We start from the raw sequence: 21,715 nt of genomic DNA on the forward strand, positions 1-21,715 counted from the left end.
GATCAGCTTCCGGCGGGGAACGGTTCGTCGCCTAGCGCAAGGTGAAGGTTGATACGATTTTCGATCTGTGCCCGCCGGGTCTCAATCGCCCGCGTCTCCGATGCGATGGCCGTTGTTTGCGCGTCCAATAGATTAAAGATCGTGGAGCGGCCATTGATATAGCGGCTACGGGTTAAATCTACTGCGGCACTAGCTTCTTCGGCGGCAGTGGCGGCGGAGGCGACTTGCCGTTCCAGCGTCGCCTCGGCGTCCAGTCGGTCCTCAACTTCTTGAAAAGCTGTTAGGGTAGATTGCGCATAGTCAAACAGTGCTGATTTCGCGAGCTCGCCCTGCCGGTCTGCTTCGGCCAGCAATGCACCGCCTCTGAAAAGCGGCTGCAACAGGCCGGCAGATATCGCGTTGATATAAGTGCCGGGATCAAACAGATCGCCAAAATTTCCGCTGCGGGTTGTGGCATCAAAGCGAAGGGTCAATTGCGGAAACATCGCATGACGAGCATCAACCGCACGCAGACCTGCAGCATCGACCCGTGCTTCGGCGGCAATCAAATCGGGTCGCCCTGCCAGAACCGACACAGGGGCAGTAATGTTCGGCAGCGGTTGGGGCATGACAAGGTCATTGGCACCGGCTGCATCGCCGGATGGATAACGCCCGATTAAAACCTCCAGCGCACGGGCTGCGTTTCGGGCCGTGCGCAAAGCCGTTTCCAGCCGGTCTTCGCTGTTGGAAGTCGCGACCTGCGCTAGCCGAACATCCAGACGCGAGGCAAGCCCCGCACGAAAGCGGGCATTGGTAATCCGTAATGTGTCCTTACGCCGTTCCAGATCGCTGGTTGCCAAGTCCAGAGAAATGCGAGCCGCGCTGCGATCATACCAGCCTTGCGCAACCGCCGCAGCCAATGCTTGACGAGCGGCAGCAAAGTCAGCCGCAGCGGCTCTGGCTTCCGCACTGCCGGCACGTGCAAGGGAAAGATTGCGGCCCCAGATATCCGCCTCCCAGCTGGCCTCAAGAGAACCATCATAGACAGTTGCGGCATTTTCGGCATCGGTGGCCGTTCCGTTGAAGTCTACGCGCGGGAAAAGATCTGCCCGGGCCACAAGTCTAGCGGCTCGTGAAGCGCGCAGCTGGGCCAAGACCGATTGCAAATTTCGATTATTGGCAAAGGCTTCTTGGATGGCGCTTTCCAGATCCTCATCACCAAATCGTTTTACCCAGCCATTGGTGGCGGTCACAGGCTGCTGATCATCAGCATTAGTCAGCGGTAGATCGGGTCGCGATGCCCAGCCGTCTGGCGCGGCTGGAACAGCGGCAAGGTCCAGATCCGGACCGCCACGGATTGAGCATGCCGACAATGAAATTAGTAATAATATTGGCAGTGCACGCATATTCATGGCCGTCATCCCGCGGACTGCTTTGGCTTCGCATCGGATTTCTTGCCATCATCCCAAGTCACATTCTGGCCGTCACGCAGCCGTTCTCCGCCGCGCACCACGATCATGTCACCGGCAGCTATTTGTCCCGATACGGCTACCCGGTCACCGGCGGGCTCTCCAACTTGCACATCGATGCGCTTGGCGGTTTTGTCTTTAGGATTGACGACATAGATAAAAATACCGCTGTCACGCAGCACCAGAGCATCACGCGGCGCGGTCAAAACATCGCGCTCGACCCCGGTTGGTACGGTAATCGAAATGGCGCTCCCCATTTTGAGATTATGCGATCCCATTGGCGCACGAACTTCAACCGTCCGGCTCACCTCGTCTCCAGCTTCAATGACCGTCCGTACACGGGAGGAACGCCGTTCTCCATTGGCGAGGATTGTGACCTCTTGTCCAGTCGACAGGGACCCGGCGACCGCGATGGGCACGCGGACCCGCGCTTCGGAACCTTCTCTGCCAACAATCCTGCCAATTTCCCGGCCGGGCGTTGCATATTCTCCTACTTCAATCCGGCGTTCCACCATCTGGCCGGCAAAAGGTGCCCGGATGCGAGTGCGTGCAAGATCAACTTGTGCTGTTTCCAGTGCAACTTTTGCTGCGGCAAGGCGAGCGCGGGTTTGATCGCGGGTGGAAATGGCTTCGTCCAAAGACGCTTCGGATTCTGCTTCTTCTTTGAGCAATTGCTGCAATCTTCCCACAAGCCGGTTTTGGTAAGTGAGGTCTGATTGCAAGCGCGCAACCTCTGCTCGTGCCTGATCTCTATCGAGTCGAGCTGTTCGATCATCAATCACCGCGATGACCGTGCCGCGACGGACCCGAGCGCCGATATTGAGCGTGGTTTGTATCCGCCCGGCTACCTCGGCTGCAACAACAGAATCGCGATTGGCAACAATATCGCCCGGTGCAGTGAAGTTCGGGGTTAGCGCCAGTTTCTCAATTTTCGCGAGTGTGACAATGGCGGGCGGCGGCCCTCCCTGACCGGCACCGCCCTGACCTTCCGCCGCATCAGGTGCAAAGAATATAAAATAGGCGAGCGTGACGATCAGCAACGCGCCGCCGATTAATATCCAGCGCAGATTATCGCGGATCGTTTGGGGGAATGCAAAACTCATTCAGCTGGCTCCGGCATTAATCCACCACCAAAATTAGGTTCGGGTTCAGGTGATTTTTTGGGTTTGTCAGGGCTATCGGGCTCGGTCGGTTTGTCTTTCTTTGCTGATCCCAACTGGATCAGCGCAGGTAGCAAGACCAGAGTGAAAATTGTCGAAACCAGCACGCCTCCGACGATGATGACGGCCAGGCCGCGATATATCGCGCTGCCCGGTCCGGGCACCAGGGCAAGCGGAAGCATGCCCATGACCGACGTTCCCGTCGTCATCAAAATCGGCCGCAGTCGCAAACGCAGTGCCGTACGTGCCGCTTCTGATCGATCCATGCCTTCGCGTTCGCTTTCGCGTGCTTGCGCCATAAGCAAGATCGCATTGTTCACAACAATTCCGAGCAGGATAACAAAGCCGATCATCCCCAATAGGTCGAGCGGGGTCGGTTTGAACAGGTTGAGAATCTGGATCGCAATCACCCCGCCAACAGTTGCCAGTGGTAGAGCGATAATCACCAGCGCTGCATCACGTGCAGACCGGAATACAGAGGCCATGATCACAAACAATAAAGCGGCAGCCAGAATGAAGTTGGTACTCAGCGATTTGATCGCCTTGATCAGCGCATCAGCATCGCCGCCATAGCGCAACGTACCGCTGGTTTGCAGCGCATCCCGGATGGCAGGTTCTGCAGTTGTCTCGATAATCTCCAACGCTTCACCCAAAGCCATGCCAGGCGGTGGGCTTATGTTGAGGGTAACCGTTTTGCGTCCGTCGACATGGCTAATCTGTGTCGGGCCAACACCGCGCAGCAATGTCGCGACTTCACCCAGTGGCACAGTGCCAGCATTAGGAGTGACTAAAGGAGCACTTTCAATAGCTTCCGGATCAGCAGCTTCCGAGCCGCGCATGATGACTCGCATCCGTTCACCGTCAGAAACATATTCGCCCAAATATAAACCATCACCCAATGCACGGACGGCGCGTCCAACCTGATCGCGGGTCATGCCAAGTTCCGCGATACGCCGGTCATTGGGCGTGAGGCGAAGTTCAGGAACAACAACATTGGGATCGGGATTAGGTCGTACCATGCCGCCGGGCAGGGCGGCCTGAATGCTGTCCGTTGCCACCAATGCTGCTTCGCGTAAGTCCTCATCATTTTCGGACTGGAGATACAGTTCAATCGAGCCGTTGCCACCGAAATTACCGAACAGACTGCCCTGTTGGGCAAAAGCCTGAACATCAGGGAATCCGGCCAATATCTCGCCATTCACGATGCCGGTCATCTCATCAATGCGGGACTGATCCTTGATCCGGATGCCAGTGTTGATGCCCCATGGATTGACGAACAGATAATAGTTGAGCAGCTCAGGCTGCTTATCGCCCTTCAGATAGGGATCAAGCCGCTCGACGACTTCTTCGGCAATTTCGGTCCGCGCCGATTCCAGCGTCGCACCGGATGGTAGTCCGACCCACGCATCCACTGCATCACGCTTCACGTCGGGCAGGTAGTCCGTTTGCGGCCAGAGGAAGTAGGAAATAACCAAAGGCGCTAGGATCAGCGAAGGGATCCAGATCTTCCGTTTTTTGTTGTTGTCAATCAAAGCAAATATGCGGTCAGCATAGCCATCCCAGCGACGCTCATTATCTTCCATATCAACTTGGCCATAGTGACGGGCCGCAGCTGGGAGCAATGTTACCGCTACAATCAGGCTAGCGACAACGGAAATGGCAATGGTCAGTGCAAGGTCGGCAAATAGCTGACCCTCGACATCCTCGATAAACATGATCGGGATGAAGATGGCGACTGTGGTGGCGGTCGATGCAAATAGAGCGGGCCAGACCTGCGATACTGCTTCAATGGCGGCTTCACCTGGTGATCGACCATGATTGCGCAAGCGGACGAAATTTTCCATCACGACAATGGCCGCATCCAGCACCATGCCAGTAGCGAAAGCCAAACCGGCGAGCGAGATCACGTTGATCGTACGCCCGGTCATGCCAATGACGGCAAGCGTCGCCAACAGACAGACTGGTACAGTCGCAGCGATGATGAATGTTGCGCGCCAGCGCCGAACGAAAAGCCAGAGCAGACCTACAGCCAGCAAAGTACCAAGCAACAAATTTCCGCTCAGGAAAGATAGGGCGCGTTTAATAAAGACGGAAGGATCAAAACTTTTCTCGATCCTTGCGCCCATGCTGGCCAGTTCATTGTCGTTGAACGTTTCTATGGTCGAAAGAACGCCATTAATTGCATCGAGCGTATTGCTCCCCGGTTGGCGCACGACACGCATACCGATGGCGGGATTGCCGTTCTGATAGGTCACACCAAATGCCTTGTCGGGACCGACGTTAATGTCGGCGACATCGCGCATCCGGATAACGGTGGACCCGCGCTGGGCAACGGTCAGATCACCTATCTGATCGGCAGAGAAATTACCCTCAAAGCGAAGAGCATAACCGCGCCGCCCGACATCGACCGTACCGCCGCCGATATCCTGAAACCGCCCAACCGCACTGGATAGCTGCTCTATTGTGAGATTAAGCTGGGCCAGTCGCCATGGATCGAAGCGGATGCGTAATATCCGTTCACCGGTGGGGGCTTCCACACTGACGCCTTGAACGCCTTCGACGGATTCCAGTTCAGGTGCAATGGTATCGCGGGCAAAGGTTGCTAGCGCTTCAGAGTCCAGATTGCTGTCGGGTAAAGCCTGAAGAAACAGATATATGAGCGACTCACCCTGATCGCCATTGGCACCGCCTACGGAGGGTCGATCGGCATCCAGTGGCCAGTTGCGCACGCGCTGGACGCGGCTGGACACTTGGGCAAAGGCCTTGTCCATATTGGTGCCGAGTGCAAATTCCAGATTGAGCCAGACATTGCCATTGTTGGACCAGGATTGCACACTGGTCAGGCCTGGAAGCCCGCGCAGTTCATCCTCAATCGGGATAGTTATTTCTGACTCTATTTCTTTCGGACTAGCTGCCCGCCAACCCGCTTGCACCGACAGGCTGGGACGCTCGATGTTGGGGAAGAGTTGGATCGGCGTACTGAAGGCCGAGATGATACCGATTAGCGCAATCAAAGCTAAAGCCGCCGCAATAGCTGCAGGGTATTTCAGGGCAATGTTGGTGAGGCTCATCGCCAGTCACCAATGCAAGATTCTGATTCAGTCTTTGACTGCCGCATGTAGATACCCTCCCGGCTCCAATATGCTTCAAGCAACTTGAAAAGATGGATTATCGTAACAAACGAAACTTGCTCAGGTGATTTCGACCAAGGTTGTGGTCGTTTCGATTAACGGCATTGATTTATTCAGACCGGTATATATCTGCTTTTGATGAAAAAGCCCTGTAATTTCAGCCTGTGATATTCAGATTTTCGAACCGGGCCTTTAACTGAAGAGCCAAATAGCGCGAGTAAAAACGCGACTGCTGCAAATTGCCGCCGTGAAACCAGAGACCTGCCTGCGCGGTTGGTTTCCACATATTGCGAATCTCGCCCTCCCATGGTCCGGGATCGCCGGCCGTGCCTGATCCATATCCCCAACAGGGGCCGATCTTGTCAGCCACTTCGGGGGATATCAGGCGCTCGACCCATTGTTCCATCGATCCAAAACCGGTGGCATATATAATGACATCAGCGGGAATTTCGGATCCATCACCCATGATCAGAGATGTTTCTGTAAGCCGGTCAACGCCGACACCGGATTTCAATGCGATCCTGCCATCGGCAACCATTGCTGCTGCGCCGACATCGATATAATATCCCGAAGCGGTTCGGAGATATTTCATAAACAGGCCAGTGCCATCCTCGCCAAAATCAAGCTTGAAACCTGCTTTTGTGAGTGATGCATAGAAATCTGCATCGGATTCCGCAACTTGTGCCCAGATTTGTTTTTGTAGCTGCTCGCTCATCCGCATCGGCATAGAGGCGTTGAGGAAGTCTGCTCGTTCGGTCGTTAACCCCTGTTCCACAGCTTCTTCAGAATAAAGCGGACGCGCCATCTTGCTGTTCGTTGATCCACGCAATACCAGCGTCGATGATCGCTGTATCATGGTTGGTTTCACGCCATGGCTGACAAGATCGGCACAAATGTCATGCGCGCTGTTATTGGCGCCAATGACGACCACCCGTTTCCCAAAAAATTCTTCACCGCTGGTATATTCGCTAGAATGATATTGCTCACCTACGAAATCAGAAGCGCCTTGGAAATCGGGTTTGCGGGGAAAACCGGCATTGCCGACGGCCATGACGATATGGGTCGGACGCAAGTTCATGGGTTCACCGTCTCGTTCAACAGTGACATTCCAGTTTTTCTGCGCATCATCATAGGACGCTGCCGTGAATTCGGTTCCATTCCAGATATTCAGGTCCATGATTTTGGCATAGGCTTCCAGAAAATCACCAAGCTTGTCTTTCGGCGTGTAGATCGGCCAATTTTCAGGGAACGGAATATAGGGCATGTGATCATACCAAACCGGATCATGCAATGTCAGGGATTTGTAGCGTGACCGCCACTGGTCGCCGGAGCGGTCGTGACGATCCACAATCAACGTCGGAATGCCATTGACCTTCAGCCGTGCGGCCAGAGCCAATCCACCCTGTCCGCCGCCGACGACGAGCACATAAGGTTGTTGGTCTTGCCCAAGCGATGCTTGTTCTTCTTGTCGGCGATCCAGCCAATTGCGCGTGTCATCATCGTCATAAAGCCCGGAGGCTCGGCGCTTGCCGATCGGTGCTTCGTGACCATGCAAGTCTTGAAGCGCGGTGAAGAGTGTCAAAGCCTGCCCGTTTTGAAGCCGCACATATCCTTTGCACGAACCAAATCTGGTTTGGAAATGGAGCCAACCTTCATAGGCATCTGGTTCGGCTTCTACCGTCCAGTTTCTTGGTTCGGTATCTGCCAATTTTGCAACAAGCAGATCATTGATATCGTTGCGTCCTTCAAAAGTCTTGATAGTCCAGGTAAAGGCCAGGACATCACGCCATGCCCCGGCTTCCGCAAACAGAGCGCTCGCGCTCGCGGCATCCTGCTTTTCCAAAGCTGCTGCAAATATTTCCGCCCATTTTTGGACACTTATGCTGTTAGCGTTTTGGTCTGCCATTTTGCCTCGCTCTTAGGGAAGCGGCTTCATGTTATTCGAACAAACCGCTGATGGACTTAATGTCTTTAAAGTCATGCAAGCGATATTCGCTACCCTTATAAATGCCTATAGTGAGAGGTTCTTACAGCCAAAGCGGACATTGTCCTTCCTTAGTTTGAATAGTGAGATTAGAGAGCTATGGCTGGGACTGATCACAGGCGGATTCCCCTTCCAAAATATTGTCATCGCAAAACAAAGAATAGAATGATCATGAGCAACCTCCCAAAAATTTCTCCCACTCGCCAGCTTGGGCAATCCGGTATCGAGGTAACATCCTTGGCATGGGGCATGTGGCGGTTTGCCGGGCGTGATGTTTCTGAAGCCACACAGTTGATCCATGCCGTGCTGGATTGCGGCATAACCCTGTTCGATACGGCCGATATCTATGGTTTTAACGGTGCCGATGGTTTTGGTGATGCAGAAGCGTTGCTTGGGGAAGTGCTGGCGAAGGATAAGGGGCTGCGCGACCGAATGATATTGGCAAGCAAGGGCGGTATCATGCCGCCGTTGCCCTATGACAGTAGCGCTGCCTATTTGGAGCAAGCGATTGACGTGACTTTGTCCCGTCTCGGCGTTGATAATATCGAGCTTTGGCAAATACACCGGCCCGATATTTTGAGCCATCCTCAGGAAGTGGCTCGAACGCTTGAAAAAGCGGTGCAGTCGGGGAAGATACAGCATATTGGCGTGTCCAATTTCACCCAAAGCCAGATTGCCGCGCTGAACCATTTTCTGGACCAGCCGATTGTGACGACGCAGCCGGAAATTTCGGCCCTGCGCATCGACACGATCGAAAATGGTGAACTGGATCAGGCGATGATGATGGATATGGTGCCGATGGCCTGGTCCCCGCTGGCCGGCGGCAGGATTGCATCACCGGATGATGAGCGTGCTCATGCCGTGGTCAAGGAACTGGACCGGATCGCTGAGATATTTGGGATCAGCCGGACGGCCACTGCCTACAGCTGGATCATGGCTCATCCTTCGCGCCCAATTCCGATTATCGGATCGCAGCGCGCCGACCGTATTGCCGACGCAATGGACGCGATGACGGTGCAGTGGAACAGGCAGGATTGGTATGCGGTGCTCGTCGCTGCGCGCGGCGTGCCGCTGCCCTGATTAACCTGCCTTAATTAACCTGCGGTCTTCGCCTTGCGTGCGGACTCCTTCGGAAGGACAGCATCAACCCGCAGCATGGCCAGGGCGGCTATCACCAATACTGCGGCAGCAAAAGCCATGGTCCAGATCGGTTCGGTCGGAAAAAACGCTTTCATGATTGAACCCATGACCGTCGCTACCAAAAGTTGCGGTACGACGATGAAAATGTTGAACAATCCCATATAGATACCAAGCTTTCTCTGCGGCAGGCTCGACGCCAATATGGCATAGGGCATGGCGAGGATGGATGCCCATGCGATGCCGATACCAATCTCGCTGATCAGCAGCAGGTTTTTGTCACGCAGGATGAAGAAACTCGCGTAGCCCGCGGCCCCGCAAAGCAGGCAGATCATATGGGTCTTGGCCTTGCCGATGCGGCCCGCAAGCCAGGGGAGGAGGGAGAGTGCCGCCAATGCTGCAACGCCGTTATATACTGTGAACAAAACGCCAACCCAATTGCCAGCTTCCTGATATCCCGCGCTTTGCGGGTCGGCGGATTCAAACACATATTGCGCCACAACCGGCGTTGTGTTGATCCACATGATGAACAGGGCCGACCAGCTGAAAAATTGTACCAGCGCTAGTCGCTTCATCAGATCGGGCATGCCAGCGAAATCGCCAACGATACTGCTGAGCATATTGTTCGAGCTTCCGCCGCGCGCTAGAATGATCGCGATGATACTGGCGATACCATAGCCAGCGAGCAAGGCGCCCAGCAAATAGACTTCTTTTTCCAGATCAAATTGGATGACAGTCAGGATGACGGCAATTCCCGTGACAATCCAGACAATGCTGGACGTGAAGGTTTTTGCCGCTAGCGCACGCACGGTGTGGGTGGCTTCTTCATCACTGGCGACCCCGTCAAATGCGGCCATTTCCTCCGGGCTATATTCCTCGGTCATGAACACCGTCCACAGCACCGACACTAGGAACATGATCCCGCCGAACCAGAAGGCATAGCGTACCGTATCCGGTATGCCACCATCTGGGGAAACGTTGGAAATATTGAACTGCTCCAGCACCCAGGGGAATATGGATCCGACCACAGCGCCCGCGCCAATAAAAGCAGTTTGAACCGCATAGCCTGCGCTATGTTGATCCTTTCGCAGCATATCTCCGACAAAAGCGCGAAAGGGTTCCATCGAGATGTTGATCGAAGCATCGAGTATCCACAGCATGGCGACAGCGAACCACAAGGCCGTGGATTGAGGCATGACCAGCAAAGCGATGGAGGCCAATATCGCTCCAGCCAGAAAATAAGGACGCCGTCTGCCGAGTTTACCAAGCCAGGTTTTATCGCTGAGATGACCGACAATCGGTTGCACGAGCAATCCGGTAAGCGGGGCTGCGATCCACAGGACCGAGAGATTATCGAGTTCTGCGCCAAGGGATTGAAAGATCCGGCTCATATTCGCATTTTGCAGCGCAAAGCCGATTTGAATGCCGAAAAAGCCGAAGCTGATATTCCACAGGCCCCAAAAGCCCTGCCGCGGTTTCTCCGCCATAATTCTCTCCCCAAGCGCCGCTATGATGTGGCGTCGTCGGTTGTTGGTGGCAAATTGTGGGCCGCCGTACAATGCGGCAGCTGTTGTATACGTATGCTTTATGCCTTCGGACCTGCAGAGGAATCGCGTACCATTAGCTCGACGGGAAGGGCGAAAGATTCCACCTTTTCTCCGGAAATTTGTTGCAGGAGCGCCGTTACCAACGCTTCTCCAGCCGCTTTTAAATCCTGAGTCACGGTTGTCAGCGGCGGAGCGGTCATGCTGGATGCTGGAATATCGTCAAAGCCGACCACCGCGACATCATCTGGAATTTTGAGGCCCGCGTCCTGCACGGCCCGCATCGCACCAATGGCGATCAGGTCAGAAGCGGCGAAAATGGCATCGAATTTCTGACCACTGGCGATCATGGATTGCACTGCTTCGCCGCCGCTTTCCTCGCTGCTAATACCATCTCGTTGCAATGCGGGATCAATGGCAATGCCCGCTTCCGTGAGCGCGTCACAATATCCGAGCCAGCGTGCCTCAAATTCGGGTGCGTGGCTCGACGCGGTTCCGATAAAGGCGATATTCTGACAGCCTTTCTCCAACAAATGCTGGACGGCTTTTCTCCCTCCGGCACGATTGTCTGAACCCAATGTCAGACCGGGCTCGTCGGTTCCGGCAAGGCCCCAACGGACAAAATGAGTCCCTTGATCAACAAGATGGGTCAGCCGGTCGCGATAATCTTCATAGTCGCCATAACCGAGAAGAATGATACCGTCGGCGCGGTGACTGTCCTGATAGTCCGTGTGCCAATCACCGGAAAGCTGCTGGAAAGAAATCAACAGATCATAGCCCCGCCGCGCACATTGCCGGGTGATTGATCCGAGCATAGAGAGGAAAAAGGGATTGATTTGGCTGTCATCCGGTGTGGGGTCTTCGAAGAATAAAAGCGCAAGGGTGTTGCTCTGCTGGGACCGTAGAGAGGATGCGTTTTTGTCGACCTTGTAGTTAAGCTCTTTTGCGATCTGCTGAATTTTCTCACGCGTGGCCGCACTGACCGACGGACTATTGCGGAGCGCGCGCGAAACGGTTGGCTGTGAAACGCCAGCCAGATAGGCGATGTCAAATGACGTCGGTTTGCGTGATGGCGCGCTACCCATGCGCTGTCTCTCCTGGCATGCCGAGGCGGCTGCCGGCATGGTTTTTGATGTTCTGAAATAGCTTAGGACATTATCCCCATATTGCAAAGATCAGAGCCGCCAAAGCTTTGTTGCCATTTTGTTACAATGCGTTCCTCCTCAAGATATGTGCATACGTATGTGAACTATGCAGCGCGCAATTTCCGATCATAAGGGCCCGAGTTTGACGCACGATATTTGCGGAGATCGTGACGATATCAGATTGAATTTATGGGCGTTTCCGGCACGAATCGGGCGCTCGGTTAGGGGAGTGAAGATGAAGAAATCACCAATCAGTAGGAAAGGCTATCTTGTTCAGGCTAGCCGAGTTGCGCTCGGTTTGTCGCTTGTAATCGCGGGTGGAAGCACAGCGGCGTTCGCACAGGAAGCCGAAGTCGATGAAGACAAGAACGTTATCGTCGTTACCGGTTTTCGCGCCAGCCTTGAAAGTGCGGTCAACGAGAAGAAGCAGAGTGACCAAATTCTGGAATCGATCAATGCTGAAGACATCGGCAAACTGCCGGACGCATCCATTGGTGAATCCATTGCTCGCCTGCCTGGTCTGACATCGCAGCGCCTTAACGGTCGTGCTAATGTGATTGCTGTTCGTGGTCTCGGCCCAGACTTCTCGCAAACATTGCTTAATGGCCGGGAACAAACCTCCACCGGCGATAACCGTGCGGTTGAATTTGACCAATATCCTTCCGAAGTGGTTAGTCAGGTTGTTGTCTATAAATCCCCCAACGCATCACTGGTCGGTCAAGGTCTTGCAGGCACGATCGATGTTCGCACGATCCGCCCGCTGGAATATCGCGAGCGGGTCATTGCGGTTGGTGCGCGCGGAACATATGCTGACCTTGGTGCTCTGAACGCGGGGTCATCAAAATATGGCTACCGGGTAAACGGCACTTATGTCGACCAGTTTGCCGATGATACCATCGGTATCGCAATCGCCGCCGCCTATGTCGACGAGCCTTATCAGCTGCAGGAATTTAACGCCTGGGGCTATGCAGGCGATGGATCTGCGGCTGCACCATTTGTAATTGGTGGCTCGAAATCATTCGTAACGTCGACGGAATTGAAACGCTTCGGTATCAACGGTACCTTGCAGTATAAACCATCTGACACCGTCATGATGACGTTTGACGGCTTTTATTCGAATTTCAACGATGACCAATCAAAGCGTGGTATCGAATTGCCTCTCGCCTTTGGCGGTGGATTTGGAACAACCGGTGACCCCAGCACAGCCACGGTTACGGATGGTTTTGCGACAGCCGCTACATTTGAAAATGTCCGCGGCGTTATTCGCAACGATATTTTTCAACGCAAGGCCGATCTCTATTCTTTCGGCTACAACGCGACCTATGAAGGCGATGACGGTTGGAAAGCCTTTATCGATATTGGCTATTCCAAAACCGATCGCAATGAACTGAGTATCGAAAGCTATTCGGGCACCGGTTTCAACGGAGATGATACGGGCAATGGTGCCTCGGCAACCATCGGCGTTGAATCTGGCCGTACGGGTACGACATTTAATCCGTCCCTGGATTATAGCGATCCCAGCGCGATCTTCTTAACCGATCCTTTGGGTTGGGGCGGCGGCGTGGTTCCGCAGGCTGGTTATTACAACAATCGCATCGTCGAAGACGAGCTCAAGCAATATCGTGTGGGTGTGGAAAAGGAATTTGATGGCGGTTTCATCAAAGCGGTCAAATTCGGCCTCAACTATACGGATCGCGACAAGAGCCTGACACCGGACGAGTCTCTGGTACGTCTTGCTGGTGGTGCTTTACAGACTGCCATTCCCCAGGATGCGCTGCTGCGACCAACCAATCTGGACTATCTCGGCCTTGGACCCATTGTGAGCTATGATGCCCGCCAGTTGATTGACGATGGCGTATTGGTACTCGAGCCCAATAATGTGCCGGATGTTTTCGCCAAAGCATATTCAGTTAGTGAAGATATACTGACCATGTATCTGCAGGCGGATATCGAGCAGGAATTTAGCAACGCCACACTGACCGGTAATTTCGGGGTGCAGGCGATCAATACCGATCAGGAATCAAGCGGACCGACTTTTGCCGATGGTGTGCGTTCTGACCGCACATTGGGTGACAGCTATTGGGACGTCCTTCCCAGTTTGAACCTCTCGCTTCGTTTCGACAGCGACTTCATCATCCGCTTTGCCGCTGCGCGTCAGGTTCAGCGACCACGGATTGATGATATGAAGGTTTCGCTGGAATATGGTCGCAATGAAACGGATCCTGCCGGCGTGTTTCTCGATGGATCAGGCGGCAATCCTTTTCTAAGGCCCTATCGTGCGAATGGGATTGATCTGAACTTTGAAAAATATTTTGGTCAGTCGGCGGTGATTTCTTTGCAACTCTTCTACAAAGATATTGTCAGCTATATTGATCGCAGCAAGCAGCCATTTGATTTTACCGGCCTGCCGCTCCCGCAAAACCTCCCAATCGACACACCTATCGGCTTGCTTGAGCGGGCAGTTAATACTGGCGGTGGTGATTTTTATGGCGGTGAACTGGCGATTACTCTGCCGTTCAATAATATAACTGAGGCACTGGACGGCTTTGGTGTGACTGGCGGTGTCGGCTATACAGAAAGCAAGGTCGAAGACGCCAATGGGGATATTGATGATATCCCCGGCTATTCCAAATGGACGGCTAATGGCACGATTTTCTTCGAAAAATGGGGCTTTAATGCTCGTGCGAGCGCACGTTATCGGTCGAGGTTTTTAGCAGATTTCAGTGGCTTTGGTGGTAACTTGACCCGCCGGCTGGCTTTGCCGGAAACCATTATCGATGCTCAAATCGGCTATGACTTCCAGGAAGGTAGCGCACTGGAAGGCCTGTCCTTTTATCTGCAGGCACAGAACCTGACCGATGAACGTTTTGCATCGATTGACGGTGACGGTACGCGTTTGAAAGTTATCGATCATCAGATTTATGGCCGCCGTTTCCTTATCGGTGCGTCGTTCAAATTCTGATAATGTCGATGGCCGGATCGGTTGATAATGCCCAAGCTTGAACGGGCGTTGTGAATGGATCCGGCAGTTGGCATAGCGGTGTAACAACTGGATGAGGGAGGCGGCAATGCAGAATTTTGTCATTGCCGGCGGCGGGACCGCTGGCTGGATGGCAGCGGCAGCGCTCAGCCGCTTCCTTGGCAAACAGGCCAACATTACGTTGGTAGAATCCGATGCTATCGGGACGATCGGTGTCGGTGAAGCGACCATCCCGCAAATCCGGCTTTTCAATCAAGGCCTTGGTATTGATGAAAACGCTTTTGTCGCCGCGACCCAAGGCAGTTTCAAACTTGGTATCCAGTTTGATGGATGGGGCGGCGACGGCCAGAGCTATATTCATGCCTTTGGCAATATGGGCCGGCAGCTCGGACTTGTCGGCTATCATCACTATTGGCTGCGCGCCCTGAAAGGCGGCATGGTCAATGATCTATGGGCCGCAAGCCCTTGCGCTGTTGCCGCCGATCAAAACCGGTTTGCCCGCGTCGAGGAACAGCCGGGCCAGCTTCCGAGCGGTGTGGCTTATGCCTATCATTTTGACGCCGGGCTTTATGCAAAGTTTCTGCGGCAATATGCCGAGGCGAACGGTGTCAAACGTATCGAAGGCCTAATTGCTGAGGTTGCGCAAAATCCCGAAAATGGTTCTATCCAATCACTGCGTCTGGAATCCGGACAGGCGATCGAAGGGGATTTTTTCATCGATTGTTCGGGCTTTCGCGGTCTTCTGATCGAAGGAGCCTTAAACGCGGGCTATGACGACTGGCGTCATTGGTTGCCTTGTGATCGAGCAGTTGCAGTGCCTTGCGAAGCATCTGAGCCGTTGACGCCCTATACAAAATCATCGGCACGCAAGGCGGGTTGGCAATGGCGCATTCCGCTCCAGCATCGCACCGGGAACGGGCACGTTTATAGCAGCGCCCACATTTCGGATGATGAGGCCACCTCGATCCTGCTCGAAAATTTGGACGGCGCTGCTTTGGGCGACCCACGGCAATTGCAGTTCACTACCGGTAAACGCAAGCGTGCCTGGGTAAAAAACTGTGTGGCACTTGGCCTGTCCGCAGGCTTTATGGAGCCGTTGGAATCGACCAGCATCCATCTCATCCAATCCGCCATTGCCCGGCTGTTACAATTGCTTCCCGGCGATCATCTCGCTGAGGCGGAAATAGCGGAGTATAACCGCCAGACTGATTTTGAATGGGAGCGTATTCGCGATTTCCTAGTCTTGCATTATCACGCCAATGGCCGGAGCGAACCATTTTGGCAGGCGGTCCGCGACGCCGAAATTCCCGATAGCCTTGCCCACAAAATCGCGCTTTTCGAGGCCAATGGCCGGATCATAAGAGAGCATGAGGAATTGTTTACCGAAGCCGGCTGGCTGCAAGTTCTGATCGGACAAGGGATCATGCCTGAAGGCTATCATCCGCTCGCCGATCAGCTCAGCGAGAAAGATTTGGGTGAGTTTCTGAAGCTCGCCGGACAACATGCCACGACCGTCGCGTCGCGTATGCCGGATCATGGTGACTATATCGCGCACCACTGCGCCGCTGAACAGATATCCTCCCCAACCAACAGGATCGTAGCATGATGAAGACAAAAATTTCCTTGGCTGCTGGTCTCGCCCTTTCGGTATCGCTTTTGAGCGGTTGCGGACAGGCTGAGGCGCAAGATACCCCAGTCTATGGCACAGGCGAAACTGCCGTCGCGCTGGACGATGTCAGAACTCGTCTACCCGAAGATGAAGTTATCTATTTCGTGCTGCCGGATCGCTTTGAAAATGGTGATCCGCAAAATGATGCGGCAGGGATCGAAGGCGGACGATTGAAATCCGGCTATGATCCAACGCATAAAGGCTTTTATCATGGCGGTGATCTGAAAGGACTGACCGAAAAGCTGGATTATATTCAGGGGCTTGGCGTCACGGCCATTTGGTTTGCACCGATCTTCAAGAACAAGCCTGTTCAGGGTACGCCTGGCAACGAAAGCGCCGGCTATCATGGCTATTGGGTGACCGACTTTACCCAGGTCGATCCGCATTTCGGTACCAATGACGAGTTCCGCGCTTTTGTTGACGCCGCCCATGCGCGGGGGATGAAAGTCTATATGGACATTATTGCCAATCACACGGCGGATGTCCTCTACCCCAAAGAGTGCGAAGGCCAGAAGGAATGCACTTATCGCAGCAAGGCCGATTATCCCTATCTTCGCAAAGGCGGTGTGGAGGGTGCTGTGATCAATGAGGGATTTGCAGGCGATACAGTGATGACGGCTGAAAACTTCGCCAAGCTGACTGATCCGGCCTATGCTTACACACCGGTAACGCCAGCAGGCGAAGAAAATATCAAGGTCCCCGCGTGGCTCAACGATCCGATCTGGTATCACAATCGCGGTGATACGACATTTGAAGGGGAATCATCGCGCTATGGTGATTTTGTCGGCCTTGATGATCTGATGACGGAAAACCCGCGCGTAATAGACGGGTTTATCGCAATATTCGGTAACTGGATCGACAAGTACGGCATTGATGGCTTTCGCATTGATACCGCCAAACATGTGAACCCCGAATTCTGGACCCGTTTCACGCCCGCAATGATGGAACGGGCTAAAGCCAAGGGCATCCCCAATTTTCATATATTTGGCGAAGTCTATGCCCATGAAGTCGATCCCGGTTTTCTCGCCCAGTTTACCAAGCGCGACGAGCTGCCAACGGTGCTGGATTTCGCCTTTCAGGTAGCGGCGCACGATATGCTGACGGGCAAAGCGGGAACCCATCTTTTTGGCAAGCTGATTGATGGAGATGTCCTCTATGCGGGCGGCGAAGCTACGGCTCGCCAACTGCCAACCTTCCTTGGCAATCACGATATGGGCCGGATAGCGCATATGCTCGATAAAGCTTATCCCGATGCCAGCGAAGAGGAGCGGCTGGCGCGCATTTCGCTGGCTCATGTGCTGCTGATGACCACACGCGGTGTACCCACAATCTATTCCGGCGATGAACAGGGTTTTGTTGGCGACGGCGGAGATCAGGCGGCGCGTGAGGACATGTTCCCCAGTCAAGTCGCCAGTTATAATGACAACCGTTTGATCGGCACTGATGCAACCACTGCTGTCGCCAATTTCGATGATCAGCATCCGCTGTATCGGTTAATTGCCCAGCTTAGCGAGATAAGGAAACAGACGCCGCAATTGCGCTACGGCCGAACCAAGCTCCGCGCCAGCAACGAGAAGCCCGGTCTGCTCGCCTTTACCCGCGGAGATGATAACGGAACCGAAACCTTCGTCATGCTCAATATGACTAATCAGCCGATCAACCAAAATGTCGAAGTCGGCATCAACTCGATCAGCTTTTTGACCTTGATCGAACAATGCCCAGCCGCCGTTTCCGCGCCCGGATCGGTTTCCATCAACCTCCCTCCGCTTGGTTATGCAATATGCCAAGCCGCTCCCCAGGACAAGAAGTGAACACGTGCTCCAGAAACTGAAGAAGATGACTGAAATTGATCCCGAAACCTCCACCCCCTGGTGGAAGGGCGCGACCATTTATCAAATCTATCCGCGCAGCTTTGCCGATAGCAATGGCGATGGCATTGGCGATCTCGCTGGTGTTACGGCACATCTCGATTATGTCGCCAAACTTGGCGTGGATGCGATCTGGCTATCGCCCTTTTTCAAATCACCGATGAAGGATTTCGGCTATGACGTTGCCGATTATTGCGATGTCGATCCCATCTTTGGCAATCTGGACGATTTTGATGCTCTTATAAAGCGGGCGCATGAGCTGAATTTGCGCGTCACGATTGATCAAGTCTATTCACACACATCCGATCAACATGCATGGTTTGCCGAAAGCCGCAGTAGCAAGGATAATGCAAAGGCCGACTGGTATGTCTGGGCCGATGCCAAGCCCGATGGCTCACCCCCATCCAACTGGCAGTCTGTCTTTGGCGGTCCAGCATGGACCTGGGATGCCCGGCGCGGGCAATATTATCTGCACAATTTCCTGTCGAGCCAGCCGCAGCTTAACGGGCATAATGCCCAATTGCAGGATACGTTGCTTGGTGTCGGCCGCTTTTGGCTTGATCGCGGCGTCGATGGCTTTCGCATCGATGCACTGAATTTTGCGATGCATGATCCGGAATTGCGGGACAATCCTCCTGCACAGCAGTCGAACAAGAAACGCACGCGCTCGTTTGATTTTCAACAACGGCTCTACAACCAGTCGCATCCTGATATTCCGGTATTTATCGAGCGCATCCGCGCGCTTACCAACGAATATGAAGGCTGTTTCACCGTCGCCGAAGTTGGCGGCGATGATGCCGAGCGCGAGATGAAATTATTCACAGCCGATGACACCCATCTCAACAGCGCCTATGGTTTTAACTTTCTCTACGCCGATGCTTTGACACCCCGCCTTGTGCGGGAGGCGGTCGAGCAATGGCCAGATATTCCGGGCGTGGGCTGGCCCAGCTGGGCGTTTGAAAATCACGATGCCCCGCGTGCCGTTTCACGTTGGGTCGCTCCGGAATATGCTGATGCATTCGCCCGGATGAAGATATTGCTGCTGGTCGCGCTGCGCGGCACGATCATCATCTATCAGGGCGAAGAACTCGGACTGACACAGGTCGATATTGCCTTTGATGATCTGCAGGACCCTGAGGCCATAGCCAACTGGCCATTGACGCTCAGTCGCGATGGCGCACGGACGCCCATGCCATGGCAGTCGGGCGCGCTTCACGGCGGGTTTTCGGAAGTCCAGCCGTGGTTACCTGTGTCCGTTGATCATAATGCGTTAGCCGTCGACGTGCAGACTGATGATCCGTCATCGCTACTAAATCTGACCCGGGCACTGATCCAGTTGCGCAAAAACCACGAAGCTTTGCAGTCCGGCGGATTGACCATCCTGCAAGCCGATGGTGATCTGTTGGTCTTTGAACGCGAAGTTGGCGGTGAAACGCTGGTCTGTGCGTTTAACATGGGCCCTTTTGATCTGACATGGAAAGCAGAAGAGGGCGTTTTGATCCATTCGGTGAATGAAGCCACAAATAGCAACTTGCCCGCCTATTCCGGCATCATGTTGTCCAAAAATCAAGGAGAATGAATGTGGTCAAAACCCCCCTCCGCAATGTCCTGCTGTTGATCGTAGCGTTTCTGTCCACTCCGGCTTTGGCAGAAGATCTTGCCTCCGCGACCTCTCCTAACGGCCAAATCACCGTTTCGGTGATGATCAATGGCGAAGGCCGTGTGCAATATGGTGTGGCAAAGAATGGCGCAGCGATTATTGCGCCGTCGCAAATGGGCTTTCAGTTCACCGATGCCATCCCGATGGCACGGGGTTTTGCATTTGATGGTGCTGAAACCAAAACGGTTGATGCCCAGTGGGAGCTGCCTTGGGGCGAACGCACGACCGTGGTGGATCGTCATAATGAACTGGCCGTCAAAGTTCACGACATGGGCGGCGACAAAGAAACAACCAAGCGTCCTATGACCATCCGGTTTCGGGTGTTCAACGACGGTATCGGATTTCGCTATGAGTTTCCCGCACGGACCGACGGCAAGGCATGGAATATTGCCGACGAAAATACCGAATTTGTGATTGCGCAAGAAGGTAAATCCTGGTGGACGCCTGCTGGCGATTGGAACCGCTACGAATATCTCTACCACGAAACCTCAATTGACAGTGTTTCGTCGGCTCACACACCGATCACCATGAAGCTGGCTGACGGTACGCATTTGTCTTTTCACGAAGCGGCTCTCGTCGACTATTCCGGTATGTGGTTGAAGCGGATTGAAGGGCGGCGTTTTCGTTCTACTTTGGCCCCTTCCAGCCGCGATGCGCGGGTCACCCATGCGGGCGCATTTAACACGCCCTGGCGCACCATCCGTATCGCTGACGATGCGGCAAAATTATATGACAGCGATCTGGAACTTAACCTCAACGAACCCAATAAACTCGGGGATATGAGCTGGGTGGAACCGTTTAAATATATCGGTGTCTGGTGGGAAATGCATCTCGACACGGCCAGCTGGGCTTCCGGTGAAAAACATGGCGCGACCACGGCCAATACCAAACGCTATATCGACTTTGCCGCCAAACATGGTTTCCGCGGCGTGCTGGTGGAAGGCTGGAACAAGGGTTGGGATGGCAATTGGTTTGGCAATGGCCGCGACTATTCCTTCACCGAAACCTATCCTGATTTCGACATCAAGGGGCTGAGTGATTATGCTCGCGAAAAGGGCGTGCGACTGATCGGCCATCATGAGACCGGCGGCAATATCAAAGTTTATGAAGCGCAACTGGACGATGCGATGGCGCTTTATGAAAAGCTCGGTATTGATGCGGTGAAGACAGGCTATGTGGCCGATGCTGGCGGGATTATCGCGCCCGGTGACAGTGCCGATGAGGAACGCTTTGAATGGCATGATGGGCAGGCGATGGTCCGCCATCACATGAAAGTCGTGGAAACCGCCGCCAAGCATAAAGTCGCCGTTAACCCGCATGAACCGATCAAGGATACTGGCTTGCGCCGGACTTATCCCAATTGGGTGAGCCGGGAAGGCGCGCGGGGTATGGAATATCAGGCATGGGGTGAACCGGGTAACGGGCCAGATCATGTACCGACGATGATTTTTACTCGGATGCTGTCCGGCCCGATGGATTATACGCCGGGTGTATTCTCGCTCAAAGGGCGTGGTGGTCGTGATCTGGAATCAACGCTGGCGCGGCAGTTGGCGCTTTATGTGGTGGTCTATTCGCCCATTCAAATGGCGGCGGACCTGCCCGAAAATCTGGCCAAATATCCGAAAGAGCTGGCGTTCCTCGAACAAGTACCCGTCGACTGGTCCGAGACAAAAACACTCTCGGGCGAAGTGGGTGATTATGCGGTTATCGCACGCAAGGACAAAGCGAGCGATGACTGGTATATCGGCGGCGTTACCGATGAAGAGGCGCGTGACATAGCGGTCGATTTATCCTTTCTGCCAGAAGGCACAGACTATGTTGCGACGATCTGGCGCGATGGCGATAAGGCCGATTACCGGACCACCGCACGCCATGATATTGCGATCGAAAGCCGCAAGGTGACGGCTAAGGTCAAGCTACCACTGCGCATCGCACCAGGCGGCGGCTTTGCCATCCGTTTAACGCCAGCGCGCTAAACTGAGCATCAGA

12 protein-coding genes are annotated in these 21,715 nt (G+C 54.1%); 6 read left to right on the plus strand and 6 right to left on the minus strand.

The features are described 5' to 3' along the window. Window positions 1–2 precede the first annotated feature (2 nt). From ABJM21_RS03075 to ABJM21_RS03090, 4 genes are all read right to left on the minus strand, one after another. Window positions 3–1,400, minus strand: coding sequence for an efflux transporter outer membrane subunit (locus ABJM21_RS03075; RefSeq protein ID WP_348302866.1), 1,398 nt, complete (start codon window positions 1,398–1,400; stop codon window positions 3–5). Further along, on the minus strand, window positions 1,397–2,551 hold the full coding sequence (locus ABJM21_RS03080) for an efflux RND transporter periplasmic adaptor subunit (protein WP_348302865.1): 1,155 nt from the start codon (window positions 2,549–2,551) through the stop codon (window positions 1,397–1,399). Before ABJM21_RS03080 ends, ABJM21_RS03075 begins: the two co-directional genes overlap by 4 nt. Next, window positions 2,548–5,679 carry an efflux RND transporter permease subunit gene (locus ABJM21_RS03085; RefSeq protein ID WP_348302864.1) on the minus strand — a complete coding sequence of 1,044 codons (3,132 nt, stop codon included), beginning with the start codon at window positions 5,677–5,679 and terminating at the stop codon, window positions 2,548–2,550. The genes ABJM21_RS03080 and ABJM21_RS03085 overlap by 4 nt, the downstream gene beginning before the upstream one ends. 217 nt (window positions 5,680–5,896) lie before the next feature. Beyond that, window positions 5,897–7,645 carry an NAD(P)/FAD-dependent oxidoreductase gene (locus ABJM21_RS03090; protein ID WP_348302863.1) on the minus strand — a complete coding sequence of 583 codons (1,749 nt, stop codon included), beginning with the start codon at window positions 7,643–7,645 and terminating at the stop codon, window positions 5,897–5,899. A 249-nt stretch (window positions 7,646–7,894) separates the two neighbouring features. Between ABJM21_RS03090 and ABJM21_RS03095 the strand changes: the two genes are divergently transcribed. Continuing rightward, window positions 7,895–8,803: an aldo/keto reductase gene (locus tag ABJM21_RS03095; RefSeq protein ID WP_348302862.1), complete on the plus strand. Its 909-nt coding sequence runs from the start codon at window positions 7,895–7,897 to the stop codon at window positions 8,801–8,803. Between the two features lie 14 nt (window positions 8,804–8,817). Here the strand turns inward: ABJM21_RS03095 and ABJM21_RS03100 are convergent, their stop codons facing one another. Together ABJM21_RS03100 and ABJM21_RS03105 are read right to left on the minus strand one after the other, a co-directional pair. Beyond that, entirely contained in the window at window positions 8,818–10,347 is a 1,530-nt protein-coding gene (locus ABJM21_RS03100; RefSeq protein ID WP_348302861.1) for an MFS transporter, read from the minus strand. A 98-nt stretch (window positions 10,348–10,445) separates the two neighbouring features. Further along, window positions 10,446–11,489 (minus strand): LacI family DNA-binding transcriptional regulator, encoded by a 1,044-nt coding sequence (locus tag ABJM21_RS03105; RefSeq protein WP_348302860.1) that lies wholly within the window; start codon window positions 11,487–11,489, stop codon window positions 10,446–10,448. Between the two features lie 295 nt (window positions 11,490–11,784). Between ABJM21_RS03105 and ABJM21_RS03110 the strand changes: the two genes are divergently transcribed. The 5 genes from ABJM21_RS03110 (at window position 11,785) to ABJM21_RS03130 (ending at window position 21,702) form a co-directional block, all read left to right on the plus strand. Further along, complete coding sequence (locus tag ABJM21_RS03110; RefSeq protein ID WP_348302859.1) at window positions 11,785–14,511, plus strand: TonB-dependent receptor; 2,727 nt, start codon at window positions 11,785–11,787, stop codon at window positions 14,509–14,511. Window positions 14,512–14,617: 106 nt separating this feature from the next. Continuing rightward, window positions 14,618–16,135 carry a tryptophan halogenase family protein gene (locus ABJM21_RS03115; RefSeq protein WP_348302858.1) on the plus strand — a complete coding sequence of 506 codons (1,518 nt, stop codon included), beginning with the start codon at window positions 14,618–14,620 and terminating at the stop codon, window positions 16,133–16,135. Continuing rightward, window positions 16,132–18,009 carry an alpha-amylase family glycosyl hydrolase gene (locus ABJM21_RS03120; RefSeq protein WP_348302857.1) on the plus strand — a complete coding sequence of 626 codons (1,878 nt, stop codon included), beginning with the start codon at window positions 16,132–16,134 and terminating at the stop codon, window positions 18,007–18,009. Before ABJM21_RS03115 ends, ABJM21_RS03120 begins: the two co-directional genes overlap by 4 nt. Before the next feature lie 25 nt (window positions 18,010–18,034). Then, a complete protein-coding gene (locus ABJM21_RS03125) occupies window positions 18,035–19,645 on the plus strand; it encodes an alpha-glucosidase (protein ID WP_348302856.1) in 1,611 nt (536 codons plus the stop codon). A gap of 2 nt (window positions 19,646–19,647) precedes the next feature. Beyond that, window positions 19,648–21,702: a glycoside hydrolase family 97 protein gene (locus ABJM21_RS03130; protein ID WP_348302855.1), complete on the plus strand. Its 2,055-nt coding sequence runs from the start codon at window positions 19,648–19,650 to the stop codon at window positions 21,700–21,702. The last annotated feature ends 13 nt before the right edge of the window (window positions 21,703–21,715 follow it).

The organism is Parasphingorhabdus sp., from assembly GCF_039977335.1.
Lineage (GTDB): Bacteria > Pseudomonadota > Alphaproteobacteria > Sphingomonadales > Sphingomonadaceae > Parasphingorhabdus.